Source organism: Micromonospora sp. M51, from assembly GCF_018070305.1.
Taxonomy (GTDB): domain Bacteria; phylum Actinomycetota; class Actinomycetes; order Mycobacteriales; family Micromonosporaceae; genus Micromonospora; species Micromonospora parva.
Genome location: NZ_JAGPXZ010000283.1, coordinates 1 through 7,155, shown reverse-complemented (window position 1 = coordinate 7,155; position 7,155 = coordinate 1). Strand labels below are relative to the sequence as shown.

General features: G+C 68.3%; 4 protein-coding genes. 1 reads left to right on the top strand and 3 read right to left on the bottom strand.

Annotated features, from left to right (window positions below; genetic code table 11):
* Window positions 1–41 precede the first annotated feature (41 nt).
* Complete coding sequence (locus tag KBX53_RS16700) at window positions 42–368, top strand: DUF3817 domain-containing protein (RefSeq protein ID WP_210860234.1); 327 nt, start codon at window positions 42–44, stop codon at window positions 366–368.
* 31 nt (window positions 369–399) lie between these two features.
* Here KBX53_RS16700 and KBX53_RS16695 read toward each other — a convergent pair whose 3' ends face one another.
* The 3 genes from KBX53_RS16695 to KBX53_RS16685 all read right to left on the bottom strand — a co-directional run bounded on the left by KBX53_RS16695 (window position 400) and on the right by KBX53_RS16685 (window position 7,011).
* Complete coding sequence (locus tag KBX53_RS16695) at window positions 400–585, bottom strand: hypothetical protein (protein WP_030333329.1); 186 nt, start codon at window positions 583–585, stop codon at window positions 400–402.
* Between the two features lie 35 nt (window positions 586–620).
* Window positions 621–1,130 carry a DUF3592 domain-containing protein gene (locus tag KBX53_RS16690; protein WP_030333328.1) on the bottom strand — a complete coding sequence of 170 codons (510 nt, stop codon included), beginning with the start codon at window positions 1,128–1,130 and terminating at the stop codon, window positions 621–623.
* A gap of 82 nt (window positions 1,131–1,212) precedes the next feature.
* Window positions 1,213–7,011 (bottom strand): RHS repeat-associated core domain-containing protein, encoded by a 5,799-nt coding sequence (locus tag KBX53_RS16685; protein ID WP_309140789.1) that lies wholly within the window; start codon window positions 7,009–7,011, stop codon window positions 1,213–1,215.
* Between the last annotated feature and the right edge of the window lie 144 nt (window positions 7,012–7,155).

The window sequence follows — 7,155 nt, the reverse complement described above, 5'->3', positions numbered from 1 at the left end:
TGACTATCCCGGCTGAGCCGGGCTCGGAAGGACGGACAAAGGTGGGCGCTGCCCTTACCCGGTACCGCGTGATCGCCTGGATCGTGGGCGTGGTGCTGATCCTGCTGGTCGTGATCGGCATGCCGCTGAAGTACGCGTTCGACAACCCGGTCGTCGTGGAGACGGTGGGGCCGGCGCACGGCTTCCTCTACATGATCTACCTGGTGGCCGCGTTCGACCTGAGCCGGCGGGCCGACTGGCCGTTGAAGCGGATGCTCCTGGTGATGCTGGCCGGCACCGTGCCGTTCGTCTCGTTCTACGCCGAGCGCCGGGTCAGCGGGTGGCTGGCCCGACCGGTGAAGCGCACCCCGGAGACGGTCCCCAGCTGACGCAGACGGTCGGCGACTGACGCACCGTCGGTCAGCGGGCGCGCCGGGCGATCAGCCACCCCGCCACCGCCAGGGCAGCGCCGATGACGGCCAGGGCGATCGCGTCGGTCAGCAGACCCACCAGGATCAGCACCGCCCCGCCGACAGACACGGCGAACGCCGCGGGGTTGCGGGCGGCTGGCGGTCGCCAGCCGCCCTGCCTGGTCTTTCGCGCCATTGGTGTGTCCTCTCTCGGCGATCCCCGAACCTGGCTCAGGCCCAGCTGTCCTTGTCCTTCACCACCACGAACAGCAGACCGGCGCCGATGATGGTCAGCACCGCGCCGATCGGGATCAGCGTCCACGACATCAGGAACGACAGCGAACCGTTCGTGTGGCCGTTCTCGGCCACGAACAGTTCCGGATCGGCGGGGTCGACCCGGATCGTCACCTGCGGCCCCGGCGTGCTGTGACAACCCGTCAGACCGGCGCACGGGATCCACTTCTCGTACTGCACCCCGTCGAACAGATAGTTGATCTCGATGCGGTCGATGCCGCTGCCTCGGCCGCCGCCACCGGAGCGGTCAGAGATGGTGGCAGTGATCGGCACGCCATCGCTCTGCAACCGGTCAGCCTCGGCCGAGACGTGCCACCGATAACCGAGCGAACCGCCGAGCAGGGCGACGCCTGCCAGCAAGAAGGCGGCGGCCATCAGGCCGACCTTGAATCGGACGCGCCCGGCGCCGCTGCCGCGCGCGCCAACGCCGACCCGCTGCTTTCCCATCCACGCCTCCCCATCGAGGGACTCACGATAGCCCGGTCGGGGCCGCCACGACCCCGACCGGTTGCCAGCTACTGACCGCGGTTCACCATTTCAGCGGATCGGTGAACGGAATGTCCTGTTGCCAGGGTGCGATGCCGCCGGGTGCCGACACCCCCCACCAACCGAGTTGTCCGGCAGTGCGGCCTCCGCCCGCCAGCATCGCTCCGCCGTCCCAGGTGCCGCCCGGTTTGAACTGCTGCCGCCAGGTCAGGCTGTAGTCCTGGGTCGGGTTGCGGGCGCTGCGTGGAGCATGGACTGTCGCCCCGGAACGGGTTGTCTTGAACAGCCGCACGCCTGGGATCTTGGACGAGGCATAGTCGATCGCCATACCGGTGAACATCCGTTCGACGTTGTCCTGGGTCCAACCGCTCTTCGAGGACTGGACGTCGAGCATCCGGCCGCCGAGGGCGACCCCGAGGCCGACGGCACCGGCGACCGCGCAGACCCCGGCGGTGGCGACGATGCAGATACCCACGCCGAGCGTTCCGACGGTGCCGGTGACCCAGTCGCGGTTACCGCGCCACCACTTCTTGGCGCCCTCACCGCCGCTGAACAGGCACTTGAAGTCGCGGAACTTGCACGTCGGGCCGTCCAGCTCACCCTCGGGCTTCGCCGGCACCGGCACTGTCGGGCAGGCCGGCGTCGTCGGGATCTGCACCCGGGGTTTCGGGCTGCTGGCCGGGCCAGCCACCGGTCCGGAGAAGTTGAGCGCCACTCGCCAGACGTGCACCACCACGCGGGCCACCAGCCATACGCCGGGCAGGCCGGCGTACTGCATCGGGATCCAGTACGCCGTGCCGCCGACCCCGCCCAGGCACTGCGACCCGCCATATCGGCAGAACAGGTAGTAGTCGGCACGGAAGTGGTAGCGGTAGCCACCCTTGGTGCTGGTCCACCGGTCACTGCCGACGTACATCCAACTGCCGCCGGGCTCCCGTCCGCTCGGGTCGGAGTGGGTGATGGGGCTGTTGCCCGAATAGGCGTAGCCGTTCATCTGCTCCGGAGCGTCCTCGTTGAACACCGGGTCGATGCTGACGAAGCGGCCGATCACCGGGTCGTACTCGCGCGCGCCCAGGTGGACGAGGCCGGTGTTGTCGACCGTCCCACCCACGAAACCCTTGCTGTTCGGCCAGGCCGGTTGGCCGCCGCGCGGAGTGCCGTAGGGGGTCTGCCGGCGTACGGTGACCTGCTGGTCGCTCTCTCGCACCGAGACCTGGGCGGTGCCCTGGTGGTCGCTCGCCAGCCACACCAGGCCGGCAGTGGTACGTGAGGCGACCGCCTGGCCGGCGAAGGTGTAGTAGCGGGTGCAGGTCTTGCTCTGGTCGGAGTTCCGGTACCGCAACTCCTGGCCGGCGAGGTACAACGTCTTGCCGGTCGGGTCCTTGCGGATCAGTCTGTTGCCGTCCGCGTCGTAGACGTAGCTGGTGGTTCCGGTGCTGTCGGTGCTGGTGGCGAGCATCCCCTCCGGGTCCCAGGTCAGGGTCTGCGTTCCCGCGGTCGGCGTCGGCCGCGTCAGGGTGTTGCCCGCCTCGTCGTACGTGTACGCGGCCGTCTCGGTGACGACACCGTTGACAGTGGTGCTGGTGCCGTTCAGCGCGTGCGGCAGCGACGATCCGCCCGCCGGATACCCGTACGTGTAGCTGGTCGTCCGCTCACCGGAGGGCGCGGCACGGTCGATCTCCGTCATGCGACGCCCCGCCGGGTCGATGTCCCACTTCAGCCAGTACTTCGCCGGGCCACCCAGCGTGGCCACTGTCGGTGCCGCGTCGCAGTCGCCGTTCGACGGGGTCCACGCCTCAGTCAACTGCCCCCGGAAGTCGTGGCTGAAGCACTGGTTGTCCGCCCCGCCGACCGCGGCGAGGTCGGACATCTTCTTGATGTTGCCGACCTCGTCGTAGCTGTAACGGACGTCGGTGATGGTGTGCGGCGCGACCGAGTCCCGATCAGTGCGACTACCGGTCAGCCGGCCGGTCTCGAGTTCGTAGGAGAAGGAACGGAAGAACCGCGACCCGGTCTCCGAGTAGAGGCCGGTGTACATCTCGTACTGGTCGACCTTGCCGAGAGCGTTGTAGTCCGTGTCCGCCACGTAGCTGGACTGCGGTTGCGCGCCGTAGAGCGTGGTCATCTGCTTCGGCAGACCGTTGACCGGGTCGTAGTGGTTGAACACCGTCTCGATTGGAAGGTCGCCGGTCTGCGGGTAGGCCGAGGACGCGACGCTGCCGTCCACGTTGTAGGTGTAGGCGAAGTTGTAGGTGCCGTCGAGCCCCGTCTCCGAACTGGGGATGATCACTTGCGTTCCGGTGGGTTGGTACGCGTCCGTGTAACCGGTGATCTTCACCTGGTACGGCGCGGAACCGACCATCCGCGTGCTCTGGGAGAGCTGCCCCTTGGCGAGGGTGTCGTAGACCCACGCCGCCCGCTGCGGCCCACCGACCTGGTTCTCGTAGGTGGCCCGCTTACGACCCAGCGGGTCGTAGACGTGCACGAGCTTCTTGCTGCGGGCGTCGGTGCTGGAGGTGACCCGGTCGGCGTTGTCGTAGGTCATGGTCGTCGAGCCCTTGTCCGGGTCGTTCCGACTCACCTGGCGACCGCGTGCGTCGTACCCGAACGTCCAGTGGTTGCCGGCCGGGTCGGTCACCCGGTCCAACTGACCCTTGGCGTCGTACCGGTACCACGTCGACTCGTAACTGCCGGTGGGCGTGGCGCCGTGGAACTGCCGCAGCTCCACGGTGCGGCCCAACGCGTCGCCGACCTTGGAGGTGACCGTCCCGCCGGACGGCGGGGTGACGTCGACGCGGTCACCGGCGTAGTAGGTGCGGGTGCGGTAGCGCTCGACACCGTACGGCTGGAAGATCGATGCGGTAGGTCGGCCGGCGCCGTCGTACTCGGTGCGCATCTGACTCGGCACGAACGCCTTCTCGGTGGCGGTGACCAGGGTGGTGCCCGGTGTGCCCGACGCGTGGTAGGCGCTGTACGACGTCGCCTCCCTGCCGGCGGTGTCGTAGAACGTGTCGGTCAGCAGCCGCCCCCCAGACGGCGAGGCCGCCTGGGTCTGTCGTTTGCGCAACAGCCCGTCGTACAGCTCGTAGGCGGTGACCTGGTTACCGGCGGGGTTGAGCGCACGGGTCGTGATCACGGACGGGGCATCGGCCCGGATCAGGTACTCGTAGCTGGTGTTCGCCGACTGCGTCGCCTTGTCCCGGCCCGGCTTCCAGACGCCGGTGAGACGACCGAGTCCGTCGTAAGCGAGTTGGGTCACCTTGCCGTTCGCGTCGGTGATTCTGGTGGCCAGCCCCCACCCCGGCTCCTGTTCGCTGGTCGTGGTGTGACTGAGCGGGTTGGTCACCACCGTCTTGGTCAGCGGACCACCGCTCGCCGGGGTGTAGGTGGTGGTGGACCGGAAGTCCATCGCGTCCCAGGTCTCGGTGACCCGGCCGTACGCGTCGAACGCCGCCCGGGACACCGTCACGAATGACGGGACGCCAGCGGTCCAGGCCGACATCTCCTCGTTCCGGCTGACCTCACCCCGCGTCGGCGCGACTCCGTGGGCGTTGCCGTCGTACGAGATCCGATCAACCGAGATGACCTTGTCCGCGGTGAGGGTGGTCGGGTTGGTGGCGTCGGCGCAGCTGACCGCGTAGGTGGACCGGGTGTGCGGCTGACCGATCAGCCAGTTCGTGGTGTTGTTCGCGTACTCGGTCTTCACACACTGCTCGTCGCCGGTCTTGGCGGTGTCACCCCGGTCGTCCACCCGGGTGGGCAGGCCGTCGCCGTCGAAGGTGGTGTACTGCGAGGTGACCCGCTCGCCGCGTCCGGCGTCCAGGGTCACCCGGTTGTGCTTCCCGGAGACGTCGACGAATCGCGCCTCGACAAGGTCGCCGTTGATGGTTCGGGAGGCGGTGGCGGCGGACTGCCACGGCTCGCTGACCTCCCGGGAGATCACCGGGCCGCCGGGGCCGTCGTGCGTGGTCTTCTCCCGCTCCATGCCGGCGTAGGCGTCCTCGTCGTTCACCGTCGGCACGCCTGTTCCGGTCACCGGCACGTTGCGGGTCCCGGACGGCTGCTTGTCGCCGTGCATGCCGCGGAAGTACTTCGTCTCGACGTAGGTCTGCTCGCCCGGGTCACCGACGGTGACACCGACCTTCTCGTAGCCCCGCCACACCGACCAGGTCTTGTCCTTCTTCCCGATCAGTCCGTCGTCATCGGCGTAGTGCCACGCCGGATCGCCGAGGTAGCTGTACTTGTAGGCGGTTCGCGGGCTGCCGTTCGGTGGTACGCCACCGGTGTGGTCGATCTCGTAGATGGTGGTCACCACGTACTTGTGGAACCAGTCGGTGACCGGGTTGGGGTACCCCTCCGGTGTCCAGCGGACCGGGTAGCAGCGCAACGTGTTGTTGTGCGCGGCACTGGGCATCCGGGATCCGATGACGCAGTCCGGATCGGAGTACGTGACGTTCACAGTGCCACCGCTCTCACTGCGGATCGCCGCGAGACGCATCCAGTTCATCGCGGCCGAGTGGTCGATGGTGTCCACCCGGTTGCTGAGCTGCGTCTCGGTGAATTCGATGTCCGGTATTGAGGTGGTGGTGCCGACCAGTCCCTGATGGGAGATCTTCTTCAGGAACAGGCCCGCCCTGGTGCCGTCACCGGGGTCCGGGAAGGTGTGGGTGAGCGTCCATCGCTCCACGTTGCGGTAGGCGCTGCCATCGCGGACCTGGGTGGTCACCGCCGACAGTCGCTTCTTCGACCAGAAGGTGGGCGCGCCGATCAGGCAGGAGTCGCCGGTGCACTCCTGGTCCCAGGGAGTGTCGGGCCAGTGGGCGGCGTCGTGCTGGGAGCAGTCGTTCAGGCAGCGGTCCGCCGTGGTGAACTCCACCCGCATCGGCGCGGCCACGCCACGGTAGAGCGAATCGGTGCGGACACCGCCGACCTCGGTGCGGTTGTCGGTGCCGTACTCGATCCGGGTCAGGTAGCCGCCCCGGGTGTAGGAGGCGACGTCGTCAGCGCTGTTGTTGCGGGCGTAGCCGTTGGACTCCTTCGCGTACCAGAGCGACATGCTGTTGCCGTGCGGATCGACGACGTAGTCGAGGTTCCACCGCCACGCCTGCATGCAGTCCGAGGCGGCGAAGCTGGAGCCCCGGCAGGGCTCGTTGGGGTCGTTACCGAAGACCGGGACCGTCCAGGTGGAGTTGGTCACCGCCTTGTCGCTGGTCCAGCCGGCCAGCTTGTGCCGACCGAACCAGTACTGGGTGCCGTTGGTGGTGGTGACCTTCCAGTACTCACCGTCGTTGTCACCGTTGCCGTACGACGTTCCACCGACGATGCGCTCGGCCCGGGTGCCGTCGTCGCGGCGCGGGTGCCAGTACCCGTCGGTGGCGTTGTAGATCAGCTCACCGCCGGAGCCGCCCAACGACAGCGTCGCGTTGTTGGTCTCCCAGCACAGGTCACCGGTCTTGGTGGCGTTGTTGTTGCTGTCGCCGTCCATGTCCTGACCGCAGGAACGGTAGCGCCGTTCGATGAAGTCACCGGGGACGAACTCGAACCCCTCGCCCACCCAGGACGGCTGGTTGTTGGAGGCGGCGTGCCGGCCGTCGACGCTCTGCGCGGAGTAGGACAGCTTCATCTCCGGCGTCGGGCCGTTCAGGCCCGGGGGGTTGCGCATCGGGTACGACCAGGTGAAGTCACCGGAACTGCTACCTGCCGACCAGGTCGCCGACGGGGACAGACTCGTGGCACCGTAGTCGCCGGCCGCACCGGAGGGACCTGCGGTCAGGGCGAACAGACTTCCCTGCGCGGCCAGGTCGAGGCCGCCCTTCTCGGTCAGCCGAGGCTCGACCGGCACGGCGGCCGTCGCTGTCCGCGCGGCGAGGTCGTTGCGAGTCGGCAGAACTGTGCCGGCGCACTCCGGGCGCTCCGGGCTGCCGAGCGCACAGGCGGGCAGGGAGACCAGGCGAAGTCTGCTCGCCCAGTCGGCACCGTCGAACTC

Bases quoted from the DNA above. Each gene is read 5' to 3' on its own strand.
- KBX53_RS16695 (WP_030333329.1), bottom strand. From the start codon at position 585: ATGGCGCGAAAGACCAGGCAGGGCGGCTGGCGACCGCCAGCCGCCCGC.
- KBX53_RS16690 (WP_030333328.1), bottom strand. From the start codon at position 1,130: ATGGGAAAGCAGCGGGTCGGCGTTGGCGCGCGCGGCAGCGGCGCCGGG.